The following is a 19,030-nucleotide window of genomic DNA, read 5'->3' as shown; positions in this document are numbered from 1 at the left end:
AAGGTATGCGATGAGTCTGATATTTTCCATGGCGGCGTTTGCCCTGGTCGCCTCCATCACGCCGGGACCGGTCAACATCGTGGCCCTCAGCTCCGGGGCGCGGTACGGGTTTCGCGCCACCTTGCGCCATGTGGGCGGTGCGACCCTGGGCTTTGTCTTGCTGCTGGTACTGATGGGGCTGGGGTTGCATGAAGTGCTGCAACGCTGGCCTGGGCTCACGCGGGTGGTGCAACTGGGCGGCGTGGGGTTTCTATTGTTCATGGCCTGGAAACTGGCGATGGATAACGGGCACCTGGGCGACGAAGAGGATGGGCGGGCGCCTTCGATGTTCTATGGCGCGCTGATGCAATGGCTCAACCCCAAGGCGTGGCTGGCCTGCGTGGCGGGGATGGGGGCATTCGTGGCCGATGGCGAGGCGCGGCTGGTGTGGCAGTTTGCGGCGATCTACCTGGTGATCTGCTACGTCTCGGTGGGCTGCTGGGCCTACGCCGGGAGTTTTCTGCGCACCTGGCTGGGTAACCCGGCGACCATGCGTCTGTTCAACCGGGCGATGGCGGTGTTGTTGGTGGCCAGTGCGGTGTATCTGTTGTTGCCTTGAGTGGGGCCGAACGCAAGTGTGATTCAGCCGCGATACTGGCCGGGCGTAGCCGCCAGGTGTTGCTTGAAGGCGCGCTGGAAATGCGCCTGGTCGGCAAACCCGCTGTCCAGCGCCACGTCAGCGATCAGCTTGCCTTCACGCAACTGGCGTCGGGCGAACTGGATCCGGCGGTTGACCAGGAAGGCGTGGGGCGTCATCCCGTAATGGCGCTTGAAGGCTCGGCTCAGGTAAGACGGCGACAGTTGCGCGGCAATGCAGATGTCCTCGAGTTTCAAGGCTTCGCTGCAGTGGTCGTGGATAAACTGTGCCGCACGCATCAGGCCGGGATGGCTGCCCCGGTCTGGGCGGCCGGCAGGGTTGAGCCGTAGTTGCAGGTCAATGAAAAACGCCTCGGCGGCGGCGTGCTTGCTGGTCGCGTCGAGCTGCTCGTCCACCAATTGCTCATACAGCCGTCCCAAGGCGGCAAACAGCTCCACATCGCGACTGTGGGTGGTGGCGAAGCCCTGGAAATCCAGGTTTTCGTCAAAGCCGATACGACGCTGCAGGTCCCGAAGCCACTGGGTGTCGACGTACAGCATCAGGTAGGACCATGGCTGATCGTCGATCGGATTGCACGCATGGACGTCGCCGGGGTTCATCAGCACCACCGTGCCGCTCTCCACCTGGAAATTCGACTGTTCGTGAATGTATGTGCTGCGCCCGGCGGTGATCGCGCCGATGGAAAAATGGTCATGGGAATGGCGCGAATAGCAGACCTTGCGCCCGTCGTCGATGGCCCGGGCTTCGATGAAGGGCAGGGCCGCGTCGCGCCAGAAGCGAGGGGCGGCGTCGTGGGGGGCGTGCTTCATCGGTCGGCGTCCTCGTCTTGAACCTGGGTGGCAGTGTATTAGCCCTGGCCGACAAATGCCCGTTGGATTTAGCCGTTCGATTTGAACGGCAGGGGTCCTGGACTAGACTTCATGAAGTCCCGCCAATGGAGTTCCCGATGCTTGCGCCACGCAAACCGGACGACGAAGCCGCTCGCCTCAAGAATCTGCACTCGCTCAAACTGCTTGATACCGCACCCGAAGAACGGTTTGACCGCCTGACCCGCCTTGCCCGCCGTCTGTTTGACGTGCCTATCGCGCTGGTGTCACTGATAGACGCCAACCGGCAGTGGTTCAAATCCAGCGCCGGCTTGGACATCAGCGAGACCCCACGGGAGATTTCCTTCTGTGGGCATGCGATTCTGCAGGATCGGATCCTGGAGATCTGCGATGCGGAGCAGGACGAGCGCTTCCACGACAACCCACTGGTCACGGACGCGCCTGGCATTCGTTTCTACGCCGGGCATCCGCTCGAGCTGGAGGATGGCAGCAAGCTCGGCACGTTGTGCCTGCTCGACACCCGGCCGCGCAAGCTCAATGATGAGGAACGCGAACTATTGCGCGACCTGGCGCGCATGGCCGAGCAGGAAATGGTCGCGGTGCAGATGGCGAGCATGGACGAACTGACGCTGCTGTCCAATCGGCGCGGCTTCAGGACGTTGGCCCAGCATGCGTTGAATGTGTGTGATCGCTTGTTGCGCCCGGCGACGCTGCTGTACTTCGACCTCAACGACTTCAAGCCGATCAATGACCGTTATGGGCATGCGGAGGGTGACAGCGCGCTGAAAACCTTCGCCGATGTGCTGCGTATCGCGTTTCGCGAGAGTGATGTGATCGGTCGCCTGGGCGGTGATGAGTTCGTGGCGTTGCTCACCGGTTCTTCCCATGTCGAGACCGCGGCAATCATGGCGCGGCTCAAGGAAATCCTCGATGAGCGCAATGCGATGTTGCAGCGTGGATACGACATTCGGTTCAGCGTCGGCCAGATCGAGTACGACGCCCAGCGCCATCGGTCAATCGACAACCTGCTGGCTGACGCCGATGCGGCGATGTATGTGCACAAGCAGGCGCTACGGGAGTAGGACTGCTTGGTACTCAAGCATGGCTTTTTCTATTCTTGGAGGTATAGGTACAGGTTTCGTAAACAATGACATAGGTGGACCAGCGTAACGCTATATATATGTACCGCACGAGGGGGCGGAATGTACGCAGAATGAGACTTTGCATCATTTGATGCAGGCTCATAACTACAGCGTTATGAATGACTAGACTTGACTGGTACTCATATGAATATTGAACTGCCCCCGACATTTGTTTATCCCGATGAATATGGCACTTCGCGTGGAAGAGGAGGTGCGCCAGCTCCTTTCTCAATGGCAATGGTTGGACAAATGATCCAAGAGCGGAACGTGGCTTACGAGCGGGGTCACTGGCCTCAAATGCTACAACGTCATTTACAAGAAATGCGTAACAATCGACCTGTTCGGTACGGACTTGACGGCTTTATTATTGGCGATTTAAAGGTTGCACATGGTGCTGATCTATTAATGCTGAAGAATCCAAACCTCAACACTGCGGATGCTTGGAGGCTCGGGATAAAGGAGGGAGCCAAAATCACCAACACACAAGACATGGCAATTGAGCAGGAGTTCTCCGGCGGCGTCTTTACTCCGTTCAGGGCTTTTGGCCATTGGTTACTTGGCAAGGGCAAGCCTGCCAGCGTTCGGCTCGACAGAGTAGGTATCAGCCCAACACCGAACAAAATTCCCGATTTGATGGCGATTATCAATACTGCGGGAGTGGGGGTAACTACCATCAATCTGAAGGTCCCTTACTCGACGGCCCAGGATTCGAACGTCGCAAGAATTTACCTTGGAAACATTACGCTTCAGATTAAGGGTGAAGTCATTCGGTATACCTCTGGTAATCTCAAATTCGCCGGTACCGTCAAGGCCTACTCAGATCGATATGACGCGAATGCCAGCAGCCATCGTGCAGCGTTTGACGAGGGAGCGACGACTGCCCTGCGTGAAGTAGGAAGAGTTGCCAGAGCGCAGGATTATGAAATTCGAATTACGGGTGAGCTACCCATTAATTTTTCAAGGTGATCAGGGTATGAAACGCAGTGCGCAAGGATTGGGAGTCGCTGTTGTTTGCGTATTAGTGGCGTGTGCAATGTTATTCTTCTTTGCCACAGACGGTGCAGTGGAGAATCCTGAAGATCTCAACGATACCCAAGGTATTTCATCTGTTGCGATGTACCTTGTCATATTAATCATACTGACGGCTACGTCAGTGGCGCTAACAGGATTGGGCAGTGTTATCCAGGTGTTTCTGAACCATCAACCTTTCAGTTTGCGCATGGGGTTGTATGTACTTACGAATACTCCTCTTTCTTTAACGTCACTCATGGGTGCGTTAATCTCGGTGATTTACACTTATGACACCGTCTCTGGGGTAGTCGCGGCGCTGTTGTTTTCGCTTTCCTTTGCTTTGGTGCTGTTAGGCGCTCCCGAAAGGTCGAAATAAAAACGCCGCTTGCCTTTTACCAGGTAGGCGGCGCTTCTTTTTGTCAAAACCGGGCTTGCATTGCTGCCGGGACGCCCCGTGAAGATTACTCTTCGATGTTGCCCATGGCGGTGGTGTTGAAGCCGCCGTCCACGTACATGATTTCACCGCTGATGCCCGATGCCAGGTCCGAGCACAGGAAGGCGCCGGCGTTGCCGACTTCTTCGATGGTGACGTTGCGACGCAGCGGGGTTTGCGCTTCGTTGGCGGCCAGCATCTTGCGGAAGTTCTTGATGCCGGAAGCGGCGAGGGTGCGGATCGGGCCGGCCGATACGGCGTTGACGCGGGTGCCTTCCGGGCCCAGGGAACCGGCCAGGTAACGCACGCCGGCTTCCAGGGAAGCCTTGGCCATGCCCATGACGTTGTAGTTCGGCATGGTGCGCTCGGCGCCCAGGTACGACAGGGTCAGCAGGCTGCCGTTGCGGCCCTTCATCATTTCGCGACCGGCCTTGGCCAGGGCGACGAAGCTGTAGGCGCTGATGTCGTGGGCAATGCGGAAACCTTCGCGGGTGGTGGCTTCGGTGAAGTCGCCGTCCAGTTGGTCGCCCGGGGCGAAGCCCACGGAGTGCACGATGCAGTCCAGGCCGTCCCACTTCTTGCTCAGTTCTTCGAAGACCTTGGCGATTTCTTCATCGCTGGCCACGTCGCACGGGAAGCACAGCTCAGGGCTTGAACCCCAGCCTTGCGCGAACTCTTCGACACGACCTTTCAGTTTGTCGTTCTGATAAGTGAAGGCAAGCTCAGCGCCCTCGCGATGCATGGCGGCGGCGATGCCGGATGCGATGGACAGCTTGCTGGCGACACCGACGATCAGTACGCGCTTACCGGCGAGAAAACCCATGTGTTGCTCCTCTTTCAGGTTATTCGGCAGTCGTTGGGGCCAGGAAGGCGGCCTCCAGCAACTGCTGTGTATAGGGGTGTTGCGGCGCGGCGAATATGCTGCGGGCATCACCTTGTTCGACCACTTGGCCATGCTTGACCACCATCAGTTGGTGGCTCAGCGCTTTGACGACAGCCAGGTCATGGCTGATAAACAGGTACGTCAGGTTGTACTTGGTTTGCAGCGACCGTAACAGCTCCACCACCTGGCGTTGCACGGTACGGTCCAGGGCCGACGTCGGCTCATCCAGCAAAATCAACGCCGGCTTGAGCACCAGGGCCCGGGCAATGGCGATACGCTGGCGCTGCCCTCCGGAAAATTCATGGGGGTAGCGGTTCCGGGTCTCCGGGTCCAGGCCTACCTCCTTCAATGCCGCGATTATCGCTTGTTCCTGTTCGGCTGCGGTGCCGATCTTGTGGATCCGCAGGCCTTCGCCGACGATCTGGCTTACACACATCCGTGGGCTCAGGCTACCGAACGGGTCCTGAAACACCACTTGCATCTCCCGCCGCAGCGGCCGGACCTGTTGCTGCGTCAGGCTATCGAGCTGTTTGCCTTCAAAGCGGATCCCGCCCTGGCTGCCGATCAACCGCAAGATCGCCAGGCCCAGGGTGGACTTGCCGGAGCCGCTTTCGCCGACGATGCCCAGGGTCTGGCCCTGGGGCAGGCTGAAACGGATCCCGTCCACGGCCTTGATGTAGTCTACCGTGCGTTTGAACAGACCTTTCTTGATCGGGAACCAGACTTTCAAGTCCTCGACCTGCAACAGCGGCTGGCCGACCACATTGGTTGCCGGGGTGCCGCTGGGTTCGGCGCCTAGCAGTTCCCGAGTGTACGGATGCTGCGGCGCGCGGAACAACTCTTCGCACGACGCCTGTTCGACGATGCAACCGCGCTGCATGACACATACGCGATGGGCAATTCTGCGCACCAGGTTCAAATCGTGGCTGATCAGTAGCAGCGACATGCCTAGTCGTGCCTGCAGTTCCTTGAGCAATTGGAGGATTTTCAGCTGGACGGTGACGTCCAGGGCGGTAGTCGGCTCGTCGGCGATCAGCAATTCCGGCTCGTTGGCCAGGGCCATGGCGATCATCACCCGCTGGCGCTGGCCACCGGACAATTCATGGGGCAGGGCCTTCAGGCGCTTGTGCGGTTCGGGAATGCCAACCAGCTCCAGCAACTCAAGGGTTCGGCGGGTCGCGACCTTGCCGCTCAAACCCTTGTGGATGCCGAGCACTTCATTGATCTGCTTTTCAATGGAGTGCAGCGGATTGAGGGAGGTCATCGGCTCCTGGAAGATCATCGCAATCCGGTTGCCACGGATGTGGCGAATGGTCTTTTCTTTCAGGCCCAGCAAATCCTGGCCGGCGTACTGGATGGTCCCGGTCGGGTGATGGGCCAGCGGGTAGGGCAGCAAACGCAGGATCGAGTGGGCGGTGACCGATTTGCCCGAGCCGCTTTCGCCCACCAGGGCCAGGGTTTCGCCGCGCTTGATATCGAAGCTGACCGCCTCGACCACTCGCTGGCGGCGTTCGCCGACAATGAACTCCACCGCCAGGTCGCGCACTTCGATCAGATTGTCCTGGTTCATATCACTTCCTCGGATCGAAGGCATCGCGAGCGGACTCGCCGATGAACACCAGCAGGCTCAGCATCAGGGCCAGCACGGCGAACGCGCTGATGCCCAGCCACGGCGCCTGGAGGTTGGATTTGCCCTGGGCCACCAGCTCGCCCAGGGACGGCGCGCCCGGCGGCAGGCCGAAACCGAGGAAATCCAGGGCGGTGAGGGTGCCAATGGCACCGGTGAGGATGAACGGCATGAAGGTCATGGTCGAGACCATGGCATTGGGCAGGATGTGACGGAACATGATGGCGCCGTTCTGCATGCCCAACGCCCGCGCGGCGCGCACGTACTCCAGGTTGCGCCCGCGCAGGAACTCGGCGCGGACCACGTCCACCAGGCTCATCCACGAGAACAGCAGCATGATGCCCAGCAGCCACCAGAAATTCGGCTGGACGAAACTGGCCAGGATGATCAGCAGGTACAGCACCGGCAGCCCGGACCAGATCTCCAGGAAGCGCTGGCCGGCCAAGTCGACCCAGCCGCCATAGAAGCCCTGCAAGGCACCGGCGATCACGCCGATGATCGAGCTGAGCAGTGTCAGGGTCAGGGCGAACAGCACCGAGATGCGGAAGCCATAGATGACCCGGGCCAGGACATCGCGCCCCTGGTCGTCGGTGCCCAGCCAGTTTACGGAGGAGGGTGGTGCCGGGGCCGGGACCTTCAGGTCGTAGTTGATGCTCTGGTAGCTGAACGGAATCGGCGCCCACACTACCCAGGCGTCCTTGGCGGCCAGCAGTTCACGGATATACGGGCTCTTGTAGTTGGCTTCCAGGGGGAATTCGCCGCCGAACGTGGTTTCCGGGTAACGCTTGAGGGCCGGGAAGTACCAGCCGTCGTCGTAATGCACCACCAGTGGCTTGTCGTTGGCGATCAACTCGGCGCCCAGGCTCAGCCCGAACAGGATCAAAAACAGCCACAGCGACCACCAGCCTCGCTTGTTGGCCTTGAACAGTTCGAAACGGCGGCGATTGAGAGGAGACAGGTTCATCTCAATGCTCCCGGCTTTCGAAGTCGATGCGCGGATCGACAAAGGTGTAGGTCAAGTCGCCGATCAGTTTCACCACCAGCCCCAGCAGGGTGAAGATGAACAGGGTGCCGAATACCACCGGGTAGTCGCGGTTGATCGCCGCTTCGAAACTCATCAGGCCCAGGCCGTCGAGGGAGAAGATCACTTCCACCAGCAGCGAACCGGTAAAGAAGATCCCGATGAACGCCGAAGGAAAGCCGGCAATCACCAGCAGCATGGCGTTGCGGAAGACGTGGCCGTAGAGCACCCGATGGCGAGTCAGGCCCTTGGCCTTGGCGGTGATTACATATTGCTTGTTGATTTCGTCGAGGAAGCTGTTCTTGGTCAGCAGGGTCATGGTGGCGAAGTTACCGATCACCAGGGCGGTCACGGGCAGGGCCAGGTGCCAGAAGTAGTCGAGGATCTTGCCGCCCATGCTCAATTCGTCGAAGTTGTTGGAGGTCAGCCCGCGCAACGGGAACCAGTCGAAATAACTGCCGCCGGCAAACACCACGATCAGCAGGATGGCGAACAGGAACGAAGGGATCGCGTAACCGACGATGATCGCCGAACTGGTCCACACGTCGAAATGGCTACCGTGTCGCGTAGCCTTGGCGATCCCCAGCGGGATCGACACCAGGTACATGATTAGCGTGCTCCACAACCCGAGGGAGATGGACACTGGCATCTTTTCCTTGATCAGGTCGATGACCTTGGCATCGCGGAAGAAACTGTCGCCGAAGTCCAGGTGGGCGTAGTTCTTGATCATGATCCACAGGCGTTCGGGCGCCGACTTGTCAAAGCCGTACATGCGCTCGATTTCCTTGACCAGTCCCGGGTCCAGGCCTTGGGCGCCGCGATAGGAGGAACCCGCCACCGAAACTTCGGCGCCGCCGCCGGCAATGCGGCTGGTGGCGCCTTCGAAGCCTTCGAGCTTGGCGATCATCTGTTCCACCGGCCCGCCGGGCGCGGCCTGGATGATGACGAAGTTGATCAACAGGATGCCGAACAGCGTCGGGATGATCAGCAGCAGTCGCCGGAAGATATAAGCCAGCATCGGGTTACTCCACGCTCGCGGGGGCAGCGTTGATCTGTTGTTCCATGACTTGTTTCTCTACTTCGATGGCAGGCTTGGTGTCCGGCTTGACCCACCAGGTCGTGGTGCCGATGTCATAGGTCGGCGTGATTTTCGGGTGACCGATGTGATTCCAGTAGGCCACGCGCCAGGTCTTGATGTGCCAGTTGGGGATCACGTAGTAGCCCCATTGCAGAACCCGGTCCAGTGCCCGGGCGTGGGCCACCAGGCTCTTGCGCGAATCGGCGTTGATCAGTTGTTCCACCAGTTGGTCCACGGCCGGGTCCTTCAGGCCCATGGTGTTGCGACTGCCGGGTTTGTCCGCGGCGGCGGACATCCAGAATTCGCGTTGTTCATTCCCCGGCGAGCTGGATTGCGGGAAGCTGCCCACCACCAGGTCGAAATCCCTGGAGCGTACGCGGTTGATGTACTGGGACACGTCTACCCGACGGATGACCAGTTCGATGCCCAGGTCGCTCAGGTTGCGCTTGAACGGCAGCAGCACCCGCTCGAACTCGGTCTGGGCCAGCAGGAATTCCAGCACCACCGGTTTGCCTTGGGCATCGACCATTTTGTCGTTAACGATGCGCCAGCCGGCTTCTTGCAGCAATTGGTAAGCCTTGCGCTGCTGGTCGCGGAGCATGCCGCTGCCGTCGCACACCGAAGGCTGGAAGGCTTCGGTGAAGACCTGCTCGGGAATCTTGCCGCGCAGGGGGTCGAGAATTTTCAACTCGTCTTCGCCGGGCAGGCCGGTGGCGGCCATTTCCGAATTCTCGAAGTAGCTGCGGGTACGGGCATAGGCGCCGTTGAACAGTTGCTTGTTGGTCCACTCGAAATCCAGCAACAGGCTCAAGGCCTTGCGCACCCGCACATCCTGGAAGATCGGACGGCGCAGGTTGTAGACGAAGCCCTGCATGCCAGTGGGGTTGCCGTTGGGAATCTGTTCCTTGATCAACCGGCCTTCGGTCACGGCCGGGATGTTGTAGGCATTGGCCCAGTTCTTGGCGGTCATTTCCAGCCAGAAATCGAATTGCCCGGCTTTCAAGGCCTCGACCGCGACGGTGTTGTCACGATAGTAGTCGGTGACCAGCACGTCGAAATTGTAGAAGCCGCGATTGACCGGCAAGTCCTTGCCCCAATAGTCCTTCACCCGTTCATAGCGGATCGAGCGACCGGCCTTCACTTCGGTGACCTTGTAGGGACCGCTGCCCAGGGGGATCTCCAGGTTGCCCTTGCTGAAGTCGCGCTCGGCCCACCAGTGTTTCGGCAATACCGGCAGTTGGCCGAGGATCAGCGGCAGTTCGCGGTTATTGGTGTGCTTGAATTTGAACAGCACCTTGAGCGGTTCTTCGGCGATGACTTCGGCGACGTCGTTGTAATAGCCGCGAAACATCGGTGCGCCGTCCTTGGTCAGGGTCTGGAAGCTGAAGACCACGTCTTCGGCGCGCACCGGATGGCCGTCGTTGAAGCGAGCTTCGGGGCGCAGGTAGAAGCGCACCCAGCCATTGTCCGGGGCTTTCTCGATTTTTTCGGCGATCAGGCCATATTCGGTGAACGGTTCGTCCAGGCCCTGCTTGGCCAGGGTGTCGTAGATCAGGCCAATGTCATCGGCGGGCACGCCTTTGCTGATGAACGGGTTGAGGCTGTCGAAGCCACCGAAGCCGCCCTGGCGAAACACGCCGCCCTTGGGTGCGTCCGGGTTGACGTAGTCGAAATGCTTGAAGTCGGCCGGGTATTTCGGTGGCTCGTTGTACAAGGTCACGGCATGCTGTGGCGCGGCACAGGCCAGCCCGGCGAATAACAGGCTGCTGGCCTGCAGGAGCAGGGCGCGCAAAGGCTTCATTGATCTTTCTCCGAAGATTTCAGCCACCATGCGCTCAGGCCCAGGGTGTAGGGCGGCGTGGTGACGAAGGCGAACCGGTTGCGGTACGCCAGGCGATGATAATTGAGATACCAGTTGGGGATGCAGTAATGCTGCCACAGCAGCACGCGATCCAGGGCCTTGCCGGCGGCGACCTGTTCGTCGCGGGTCTGGGCGGCGAGCAGCTTTTCCAGCAGATGGTCGACCACCGGGTTGGCGATCCCGGCGTAATTCTTGCTGCCCTTGACCCCGACCTGGCTGGAGTGGAAGTACTGCCATTGCTCAAGGCCCGGGCTGAGGGTCTGGTTCAAGGTCAGCAGGATCATGTCGAAGTCGAACTGGTCCAGGCGCTGCTTGTACTGGGCGCGGTCCACCGTGCGCAGCCGGGCCTGGATGCCGATACTGGCGAGGTTCTCGACGTAGGGTTGCAGGATGCGCTCCAGGTTCGGGTTCACCAGCAGGATTTCGAAGCTCAGGGGCTGGCTGTCGGCGTTCAGCAGGCGTTGGCCGTTGAGGGTCCAGCCGGCTTCCTTCAATAACCCCAAGGCTTTGCGCAGGGTTTCCCGGGGAATGCCGCGCCCATCGGTCCTGGGCAAGCTGAAGGGTTCGGTGAGCAGTTTGGCCGGCAGTTGTTCCCGGTAGGGCTTGAGCAACAGCCATTCATGGCCCACCGGTAGGCCGGTAGCGGAGAATTCGCTGTTGGGGTAGTAACTGAGGGTGCGCTTGTAGGCGCCGCTGAACAGGGTGCGGTTGGTCCACTCGAAATCGAACATCAGCCCCAGGGCTTCACGCACCTTGACCTCGGCAAACGTAGCGCGCCGAGTGTTCATGAACAGGCCCTGGGTCTGGGTCGGGATCTGGTGGGGAATCTGCGCCTTGATCACGTCGCCACGCTTGATCGCCGGGAAGTCATAGCCGTTGGCCCAGTTTTTGGCCTGGTGTTCGATGTAGATATCGAACTCGCCAGCCTTGAAGGCTTCGAAGGCCACTTCGCTGTCGCGATAGAACTCCACGTCCATGCGGTCGACGTTGTATTTGCCGCGATTGACTGGCAGGTCCTTCCCCCAGTAATCCTTGACCCGTTCGAACACCAGTTGGCGGCCTGGCTGTACTTTGGTGATGCGATAAGGTCCGCTGCCCAGGGGCGGGTCGAAGGTCGTCGCCTTGAAGTCGCGGTCTTTCCAGTAGTGCTGGGGCAACACCGGCAGTTCGCCCAGGCGCAGGATCAGCAACGGATTGCCCGCACGCTTGAAGACAAAGCGGATTTTCAGCGGGTTGAGAATGTCGACCCGCAGCACTTCCTGCAGGTTGGTGCGGTATTGCGGATGGCCTTCCTTGAGCAGCGTCCTGTAGGAGAACGCCACGTCATAGGCGGTGATCGGCACGCCATCGTGAAACCGTGCTTCGGGTCGCAGGTTGAACACCACCCAACTGCGGTCTTCGCTGTATTCCACCGATTGGGCGATCAGGCCATAGCTGGACGTCGGCTCATCGCCGGACGGGGCGTATTGGCCGGTGCCGACCATCAACGGTTCGTTCAGCTCATTGATGCCGTATTGCAGGAAATTGGGCGTGGAAACCGGGCTGCTGCCCTTGAATGTATAGGGGTTGAGCGTATCGAAGGTGCCGAATGCCATGACCCGCAAGACTCCGCCCTTGGGCGCTTGCGGGTTGACCCAGTCGAAGTGGGTGAACCTGGCCGGATACTTGAGCGTGCCGAACTGCGCATAGCCATGGCTTTCGCTGATGGTTGCGCTGGCGGGGAAGCTCAAGGCCAGGCTGATCAGGAGCAGGAGCAGGAGCAGGAGGAGGGGACGTGTCAAATCTGAGATCCGAACCAGGCGGCTTGGGCTTTTATGACCTGTACAGTAACAGCTTGTATCGGCAGGAAAAAGGCGGGGTTTAGAGGGGGGTGCCAGTCGGCTAAGCGGATACCGGCCGAGCGCAGAACCTTTGGTGAGGGGATTTATCCTCTTTGTGGGAGCTTTGACCTGTGGGAGCAAGGCTTGCCCGCGATGAACGATATCGCGGTTCAACTGTTAAACCGCAGTGTGGCCATCGCGGGCAAGCCTTGCTCCCACAGATGAACCCCTCACCACACAAAGCTCCCCGGTCACCTTAGTGCGGGGAGTAGACCGTCAACATCTGCCCAGGCTTGAGTGCCTTGCCCATCCGCGGGTTCCAGCGCTTGAGGTGCTGCATTTCCACGTTGAAGCGCTTGGCTACCACATACAGCGAGTCGCCTTGCTTGACCTTGTACTGGGTCTGCTTCTTCTGGTCCTTGGTATTGGCGGCTACCACGGTGCTGATGCGCTTGCCGGTGGCCTTGGTCGGCTTGGCGTCCTGCATCACCAGGGTCTGGCCGACCTTGAGCTTGTTGCCGCTGAGTTTGTTCCAGCGTTGCAGGTCTTTGGTCTGGACGTTGTTGGCCTTGGCAATCTGGGCCAGGTTCTCGCCGCGCTTGACGCGGTAGGTACGTCTTGCGCCTTCCACTTCGCTGTCGTCGACATTTTCAAAGACTGGTTTGAGCGAGCGCTGGCTGATCAGCTCTTCCGGGCGCATGGTCGAGAGGCTGGCGGTCAGCAACTGAGCCTTGGATGTTGGCACCAGCAGGTGCTGCGGGCCGTCGATGGTGGTGCGCTGCTTGAAGGCCGGGTTGAGCTGGAACAGCTCGTCTTCGTCGATATTGGCCACTGCCGCGACCTTGGAAAGGTCCATGCGCTGGTTGATCTCGACGACCTGGAAATACGGTTCGTTGGCGATCGGGTTGAGGTTCACGCCATAGGCATCGGGCGACAGCACCACCTGGGACAGCGCCAACAGCTTCGGCACATAGGCCTGGGTCTCGCTGGGTAGCGGCAGGTTCCAGTAGTCGGTGGGCAGGCCGAGCTTCTCGTTGCGCTCGATGGCGCGGCTGACCGTGCCTTCGCCGGCGTTGTAGGCCGCCAGCGCCAGCAACCAGTCGCCGTTGAACATGTCATGCAGGCGCGTCAGGTAGTCCATGGCGGCCGTGGTAGAAGCGGTGATATCGCGACGCCCGTCATAGAAGCGGGTCTGGCGCAGGTTGAAGTAACGCCCCGTGGATGGGATGAATTGCCATAGGCCCACTGCGTTGGCCCGGGAATAGGCCATGGGGTTGTAGGCACTCTCGATCACCGGCAGCAGCGCCAGCTCCAGCGGCATGTTGCGCTCTTCGAGGCGTTCGACGATGTAATGGATGTACAGGCTGCCGCGCTCACCGGCGTTTTCCAGGAAGGAGGGGTTGCTGGCGAACCACAGGCGCTGTTGCTCGATACGTGGATTGACCCCGGCGGTTTCCTGCAACTGGAAGCCCTGGCGCATGCGCTCCCAGATGTCCTGGGGTACTTGGGGGCTGGGTTTTTCAGTGAGCCATACCGGCTTCTGTTTGGCGCGGGCGGCGATATTCGGCGTGTGGGCCGCGTCGGTCTGCGGCAGCTGGCTCGTGCTCTGGCAGCCCGCCAAGGTGGCGGACACAGCCACCGCGATGGCTTGAGCCAAGCGGGTCAATGTGTCTGACTGGACGGACCTGCGTATAGATGACGACATTGGCTGGAAGTAAGTTCCGGGCAAAAATGTCGGCCGATTCTAGGAAGCGCACCCCAACAGGTCAACCTTTCAGAATTTTTGTATCAATCGATAGCTGCCTTAGAACGTATCTTTCCAAGCCCTCAAGGCCGCAAAAACCTCACTCGGCGTCTGGTTTCGCTGGCCGCTCCGTTCGTCTGCTTTTTGTTTAACGGATGTTTCAGTCGTGCGCAGGAACGGATTGGTGAGCTTTTCCAAGGCCAGGGTCGAGGGCAGCGTCATGATGCCTTCGCTGCGTTGCCGGCTGACTTTTTCCAGGCGGGCGGCGATGTCCGGGTTGCCTGGCTCCACCGCGGCGGCGAATTTCAGGTTGCCGAGGGTATATTCATGGGTGCAGTAGACCAGCGTATCTTCAGGCAGGGCGGCGAGGCGACTGAGCGAGTGGTGCATTTGCGTCGGCGTACCTTCGAAGAGTCGGCCGCAACCGGCGGCGAACAGGGTGTCGCCACAGAACAGCAGGCCATGGTGGTAGTAGGCGATGTGCCCCAGCGTATGGCCGGGCACGGCGTAGACATCGAAGTCCCAGCCGAGCACGCTGACCGTGTCGTTGTCATTGAGGGCCTGGTCCCGCGCCGGGATGTTTTCGCTGGCCGGGCCATGGACGGTGGCGTTCGTCGCATTTTTCAGCGTCTGGACGCCGCCGACATGGTCATGGTGATGGTGGGTGACCAGGATGTCGCTCAGGACCCAGCCCGGATGGGCTTCGAGCCAGGCCTGCACTGGCGCGGCGTCACCCGGGTCGACCACGGCGCAGCGCTGGGTGGCATGATCCTGTAACAACCAGATGTAGTTATCGGTGAATGCGGGCAGGGCACTGATCTGTATCATCGTGGAATTCGCCAAGCGGAAAACAAAGGCGCATCTTAGAACTTCCTGACGCGTTGGAGAATGCAATGACCGATGAAGCGTTCGCTCAGGCTGATCCTGACTGGCTGGCGTTGATCAGCGCCGCCCGTGAATGGCTGTCCGGCCCTGTCGGGCAATTTTTGCTGGAAGAAGAACGGCGCATGCTCGAAGACGAGTTGGGTCGGTTCTTCGGCGGCTACCTGGTGCATTACGGGCCTTCGGCCCAGACCCCGCCGTCGGCACCGCAGGTCCAGCGTAACGTGCGCCTGGGCGCGCCGTTGCCCGGGGTGGAGATCGTCTGCGAGGAGCAGGCCTGGCCCTTGAGCGAACATGCCGCCGACGTCGTGGTCTTGCAGCACGGCCTGGACTTCTGCCTGTCGCCCCATGGCTTGCTGCGTGAAGCCGCCAGCAGCGTGCGTCCTGGTGGCCATCTGTTGATCGTCGGTATCAATCCCTGGAGCAGTTGGGGGTTGCGTCACGTGTTCGCCCACGACGCCTTGCGCCAGGCCCGCTGCATCTCGGCCTCAAGGGTCGGCGATTGGCTCAACCTGCTGGGCTTCGCGCTGGAGAAACGCCGCTTCGGGTGCTATCGTCCGCCGCTTGCCTCGCCCAAGTGGCAGGCGCGCCTGGCTGGGTGGGAGCGCAAGGCTGGTGACTGGCAACTGTCCGGCGGCGGTTTCTATCTATTGGTGGCGCGCAAGATTGCGGTCGGGCTGCGCCCGGTACGCCAGGCGCGACGCGAGCCGATGGGCAAGCTGATTCCCTTGCCGATGGCCAAGGTCAATCGTCGCCACATCGAGCCGTAACCTTTTCGATGGTTCTTGCCGGCATTGGGCTGCGGGTGTTGTCGGGCCCGATCGGCGGGTCTTCGCATTTTTTTCTGGATAGATTGGCATGAGCGATAGCGTAGAACTCTTCACTGATGGCGCCTGCAAGGGCAACCCCGGTCCGGGTGGCTGGGGCGCGTTGCTGGTGTGCAAGGGCGTGGAGAAGGAGCTCTGGGGCGGCGAAGCCAATACCACCAACAATCGCATGGAACTGATGGGCGCGATCCGTGGCCTGGAAGAACTCAAGCGGCCTTGCGATGTGCTGCTGGTGACCGACTCGCAGTACGTCATGAAAGGCATCAACGAGTGGATGGCCAACTGGAAGAAACGCGGCTGGAAGACGGCGGCGAAGGAGCCGGTGAAAAACGCCGACCTGTGGAAATTGCTGGATGAGCAGGTCAATCGCCACAACGTCACCTGGAAATGGGTGCGCGGCCACATCGGCCACCACGGCAATGAACGGGCTGATCAGTTGGCCAATCGTGGGGTGGATGAGGTGCGGGGTTACAAGCAGGCTTGATTCTCGGTTGCGCCCCTGTGGCCCGGGCACTTGTGTGGGAGCAAAGCTTGCTCGCGACACAGGCGCCCTGGTTTTCCTGAAAGACCGCATGATCTTTATCGCGAGCAAGCTTTGCTCCCACAGTGTTTGCTCTCGTTCATCACTTGCTTCCAGGAGCCTGGCTCCCAGGTAAATCCCCTTGCGACAAGAGCGTGTTAAGATCCGCGCTTTTGCAAGACTGCCCGTTGAGAGCTGAACACTGATGGCCAACAGATCTGTAGTACTGGATACCGAAACCACCGGCATGCCGGTGACCGATGGTCACCGGATTATTGAAATCGGTTGTGTCGAGCTGATCGGTCGGCGCCTGACCGGTCGCCATTTCCACGTTTACCTGCAACCGGATCGTGAAAGTGACGAGGGCGCCATTGGCGTGCACGGCATTACCAACGAATTCCTGGTGGGCAAGCCGCGTTTCGCCGAAGTGGCCGATGAGTTCTTCGAATTCATCCAGGGCGCGCAGTTGATCATCCACAACGCGGCGTTCGACGTTGGGTTCATCAACAACGAATTTGCCCTGATGGGCCAGCACGACCGGGCTGACATTACCCAGCACTGCACCATCCTCGATACCCTGATGATGGCCCGGGAGCGTCACCCGGGGCAGCGCAACAGCCTCGATGCCTTGTGCAAGCGCTACGGTGTCGACAACTCCGGCCGTGAACTGCACGGCGCCTTGCTCGACTCCGAGATCCTGGCCGACGTCTACCTGACCATGACCGGTGGCCAGACCAGCCTGTCCCTGGCCGGCAACGCCTCGGACGGCAATGGTACCGGCGAAGGCTCCGGCAACCAGGCCACGGAAATCCGCCGTTTGCCCGCTGACCGTCAGCCAGCGCGGATCATCCGTGCCAGCGAAAGCGACCTGGCCGAACATGCCGCGCGTCTGGAAGCCATCGCCAAGTCCGCAGGTGCTCCGGCATTGTGGACGCAGTTGGCCGAGGCGCAGGCCGCGGCGAACTGATGAACCCCTGTGGGAGCGGGCTTGCTCGCGAAGGTGTCGGTACGCTCAGCACACATGCAAGCTGACCCACCGCTTTCGTGAGCAAGCCCGCTCCTACTAAAGGATGCCACCAACCAATTGTTCATTTCTCGCCACAATCGCCACGACCTTCTAACCTGAGGTAACGGGCAGGCTATGGATCCCGCTTGATGTGTGAAGACTTGAAAGGCAAGGGCAATGGATGGCAATACGCCGTTGGTTGCCTCAAGGAATGAGGACCTTCCCCAGTATGCAACCGGTCATGAATCCCAAGCACCCGGGGTTGTCGGTGCGCGTTGTCGATGATGGCTTCGCCGCCTATATATGGGGCAGTGATTTCAGTTTCGAAGTCAGCGACTACGGTACGGCGCAGATAGGTCGGCCCGTGAGCCAGTGGCCGGTGACGCCCATCGTTCCCTATCGCAAGTGCTACGGCATCGATCCCGAAGAGTTCAGCAGCTTTCGCGATGCCCCGGACAGCGAGATCTTCATGGCCTATCTCGACGATCAACCGGTGGGGCATCTGGTGGTCAGTACCAACTGGAACGGTTTCGCCCACATCGACGAACTGGCGGTGCATGCTCCGGCCCGTCGCCACGGGGTGGCCAAGGCGCTGCTCGATGTCGCGCACTTCTGGAGCCGCAAGAAAAAACTGCCGGGGATCATGCTGGAAACCCAGAACAACAACCTGGGGGCCTGCCGGCTCTATGAGCGCTGCGGTTATGTGCTCGGCGGCATCGATCACTTGCGCTATCGCGGCATTGACCGACATACCGCTGAAGTGGCGTTGTTCTGGTATCGGCTGTTCGACGATCCGTTGGGCATGTCGATCAGTGGCCCAGCAACGCCTCGGCTTGTTCCGTAACCCGTTCCAGCAGCGATTGAACGGCGGGCGAGGGCGTCGTGCCGTTCAGGCTCAGGGCATAGAGACCAATCGGGATAGCGGGCGACACCGGGCAGACGTCCAGGCCGCCGTCCTTGGCGCCCGAGGCGGTGAAAGGGTCGACGATGGCCAGGCCTTCGCCGGCCTCGACCATGGCGCGCATCATCTGATGGGTCTGTACGCGGATCTGGATCACCGGTGCCGGGCGTAGCGCCGCCAGTTTATGCTCGAACGCCGGGCTTAGCGGGTCATGGCCATCGAGCCCCACCAACGACTGGCCTGCCAGATCCTGTAGCGAAACGTATTTCTGCCGCGGTTGCAGCCAGCCGTGGGGCGCCAGCAATTGCAGTTTGCCCTGGGCGATCATCTGGCAATGGATGTCGGGGTGTTCAGGGTCGTGCAGGCTCAGTCCAAGGTCGGCTTCACGCAATAGCAAGCTGTGGACGATGTCGCGGGTCGGTTGGCTGAGCAGGGTGCAAGGCGCATCCGGATGACGTCGACGCAGGGCGGCGATGCTCTGGGGTAATAATTGTTGGGCCAGCGGCGGGGTGCAGATGATACGCAGAGGGGGTGCCTGATAGTGCTTCAGGCTGCTGGCCAGCCGCAGCACCGGCTCGAGGGTGTCGTACACCCGCGTGATGCTGTCACGCAGCTCAAGGGTTTCCCGGGTGGCCTGCAAGCGCCCGCGCACGCTGGCAAACAGCATGAAGCCCAGTTGGGCCTCGGCGTCGCGCAGGATCGCCTCGACCTCCGTCACCGGCAGTTGCAGCCATTCGGCCGCCGTGCCGAGGTGACCGGTCTGCAGCAGCGCCTGGATCACTTCGATGTGGCGTAAACGCATGCAAGAAG

General features: G+C 60.4%; 18 protein-coding genes. 8 read left to right on the top strand and 10 right to left on the bottom strand.

Going from position 1 to position 19,030, the window contains the following annotated elements; all coding sequences use genetic code 11:
• Positions 1-10 precede the first annotated feature (10 nt).
• Entirely contained in the window at positions 11-598 is a 588-nt protein-coding gene (locus GN234_RS05670) for a LysE family translocator (protein ID WP_109756025.1), read from the top strand.
• A 23-nt stretch (positions 599-621) separates the two neighbouring features.
• Here the strand turns inward: GN234_RS05670 and GN234_RS05665 are convergent, their stop codons facing one another.
• Positions 622-1,446 (bottom strand): helix-turn-helix transcriptional regulator, encoded by an 825-nt coding sequence (locus GN234_RS05665; protein WP_163854002.1) that lies wholly within the window; start codon positions 1,444-1,446, stop codon positions 622-624.
• Between the two features lie 137 nt (positions 1,447-1,583).
• Here GN234_RS05665 and GN234_RS05660 point away from each other — a divergent pair, with 137 nt between their 5' ends.
• From GN234_RS05660 to GN234_RS05650, 3 genes are all read left to right on the top strand, one after another.
• A complete protein-coding gene (locus GN234_RS05660; RefSeq protein ID WP_176688050.1) occupies positions 1,584-2,546 on the top strand; it encodes a GGDEF domain-containing protein in 963 nt (320 codons plus the stop codon).
• Positions 2,547-2,750: 204 nt separating this feature from the next.
• Positions 2,751-3,572, top strand: coding sequence for a lipid II-degrading bacteriocin (locus tag GN234_RS05655; RefSeq protein ID WP_109756028.1), 822 nt, complete (start codon positions 2,751-2,753; stop codon positions 3,570-3,572).
• Positions 3,573-3,579: 7 nt separating this feature from the next.
• Entirely contained in the window at positions 3,580-3,993 is a 414-nt protein-coding gene (locus GN234_RS05650; protein ID WP_176688049.1) for a hypothetical protein, read from the top strand.
• 85 nt (positions 3,994-4,078) lie between these two features.
• Here the strand turns inward: GN234_RS05650 and fabI are convergent, their stop codons facing one another.
• From fabI to gloB, 8 genes are all read right to left on the bottom strand, one after another.
• Positions 4,079-4,873, bottom strand: a complete 795-nt coding sequence (gene fabI, locus GN234_RS05645) for an enoyl-ACP reductase FabI (RefSeq protein WP_053153864.1) — start codon at positions 4,871-4,873, stop codon at positions 4,079-4,081.
• A gap of 19 nt (positions 4,874-4,892) precedes the next feature.
• Entirely contained in the window at positions 4,893-6,503 is a 1,611-nt protein-coding gene (locus tag GN234_RS05640) for an ABC transporter ATP-binding protein (protein ID WP_116832174.1), read from the bottom strand.
• A 1-nt stretch (position 6,504) separates the two neighbouring features.
• A complete protein-coding gene (locus GN234_RS05635) occupies positions 6,505-7,524 on the bottom strand; it encodes an ABC transporter permease (RefSeq protein WP_176688048.1) in 1,020 nt (339 codons plus the stop codon).
• A 1-nt stretch (position 7,525) separates the two neighbouring features.
• Positions 7,526-8,599, bottom strand: coding sequence for a microcin C ABC transporter permease YejB (locus GN234_RS05630; protein WP_176688047.1), 1,074 nt, complete (start codon positions 8,597-8,599; stop codon positions 7,526-7,528).
• Between the two features lie 4 nt (positions 8,600-8,603).
• The gene (locus GN234_RS05625; protein WP_176688046.1) at positions 8,604-10,460 is read right to left on the bottom strand and encodes an extracellular solute-binding protein; all 1,857 of its coding nucleotides are present in this window, start codon (positions 10,458-10,460) and stop codon (positions 8,604-8,606) included.
• Positions 10,457-12,283: an extracellular solute-binding protein gene (locus tag GN234_RS05620; protein ID WP_176689559.1), complete on the bottom strand. Its 1,827-nt coding sequence runs from the start codon at positions 12,281-12,283 to the stop codon at positions 10,457-10,459. Before GN234_RS05620 ends, GN234_RS05625 begins: the two co-directional genes overlap by 4 nt.
• 313 nt (positions 12,284-12,596) lie before the next feature.
• Positions 12,597-14,045, bottom strand: a complete 1,449-nt coding sequence (locus GN234_RS05615; protein ID WP_116832178.1) for a transglycosylase SLT domain-containing protein — start codon at positions 14,043-14,045, stop codon at positions 12,597-12,599.
• Between the two features lie 99 nt (positions 14,046-14,144).
• The gene (gloB, locus tag GN234_RS05610) at positions 14,145-14,912 is read right to left on the bottom strand and encodes a hydroxyacylglutathione hydrolase (RefSeq protein ID WP_176688045.1); all 768 of its coding nucleotides are present in this window, start codon (positions 14,910-14,912) and stop codon (positions 14,145-14,147) included.
• Positions 14,913-14,977: 65 nt separating this feature from the next.
• Here gloB and GN234_RS05605 point away from each other — a divergent pair, with 65 nt between their 5' ends.
• From GN234_RS05605 to GN234_RS05590, 4 genes are all read left to right on the top strand, one after another.
• Positions 14,978-15,736 carry a methyltransferase domain-containing protein gene (locus GN234_RS05605; RefSeq protein ID WP_109756037.1) on the top strand — a complete coding sequence of 253 codons (759 nt, stop codon included), beginning with the start codon at positions 14,978-14,980 and terminating at the stop codon, positions 15,734-15,736.
• A gap of 88 nt (positions 15,737-15,824) precedes the next feature.
• Positions 15,825-16,277, top strand: a complete 453-nt coding sequence (rnhA, locus tag GN234_RS05600) for a ribonuclease HI (protein WP_030142629.1) — start codon at positions 15,825-15,827, stop codon at positions 16,275-16,277.
• 241 nt (positions 16,278-16,518) lie between these two features.
• Positions 16,519-17,280: a DNA polymerase III subunit epsilon gene (gene dnaQ, locus GN234_RS05595; RefSeq protein ID WP_109756038.1), complete on the top strand. Its 762-nt coding sequence runs from the start codon at positions 16,519-16,521 to the stop codon at positions 17,278-17,280.
• A gap of 268 nt (positions 17,281-17,548) precedes the next feature.
• Complete coding sequence (locus tag GN234_RS05590; protein WP_163853996.1) at positions 17,549-18,163, top strand: GNAT family N-acetyltransferase; 615 nt, start codon at positions 17,549-17,551, stop codon at positions 18,161-18,163.
• Here GN234_RS05590 and GN234_RS05585 read toward each other — a convergent pair.
• Entirely contained in the window at positions 18,129-19,022 is an 894-nt protein-coding gene (locus tag GN234_RS05585) for a LysR family transcriptional regulator (RefSeq protein ID WP_176688044.1), read from the bottom strand. The two genes, GN234_RS05590 and GN234_RS05585, sit on opposite strands and share 35 nt — an antisense overlap.
• Positions 19,023-19,030 lie beyond the last annotated feature (8 nt).

The organism is Pseudomonas bijieensis (genome assembly GCF_013347965.1).
Lineage (GTDB): Bacteria > Pseudomonadota > Gammaproteobacteria > Pseudomonadales > Pseudomonadaceae > Aquipseudomonas > Aquipseudomonas bijieensis.
The sequence above is the reverse complement of the archived record's forward strand: the minus strand, read 5'-3'. Positions and strand labels throughout refer to the sequence as shown.